The organism is Vibrio sp. OPT46, assembly GCF_015163535.1.
Lineage (GTDB): Bacteria > Pseudomonadota > Gammaproteobacteria > Enterobacterales > Vibrionaceae > Vibrio > Vibrio alginolyticus.
Map to the genome: position 1 here is coordinate 1 of NZ_JADDYG010000490.1, position 367 is coordinate 367.

Sequence of the window (367 nt, forward strand, 5' to 3'; positions counted from 1 at the left end):
GTCAATACGTGCGAAACATTACAACCAACGAAGCGTTAGCTGGCTACGTGCTCAATGACCTCCACGTAGACTGCACGCCTAATGCTTCTTTGCCGCCGCATGCCTTCAACTTGCAGTTGATGAATAGGCATGAGTTAGAGCATGTTGACTCTATACGAGCTCTAGTGCCCGGCTTTATACAGAACAAGATTGATTAAGCTTGAAGTAAATAACTCCGAGGAAATTAAGCTTTAACGTAAACCAACGATCTTGTTTGGACGAGATGTTATCTTGGCGGAAAAAATAGACAAACTTCAGTTTGTCTATTTTTTTAAGGTAATGCATTGGTCTAGAACTATCAGGCCAAAGGCAAAACTTCGACACAATC

The 367-nt window shown here is 42.0% G+C and carries 1 pseudogene; it reads left to right on the forward strand.

The window, feature by feature from the left end:
• Positions 1-197: pseudogene (locus tag IQR33_RS33810) on the forward strand (WYL domain-containing protein); the annotation flags it as partial.
• Positions 198-367 lie beyond the last annotated feature (170 nt).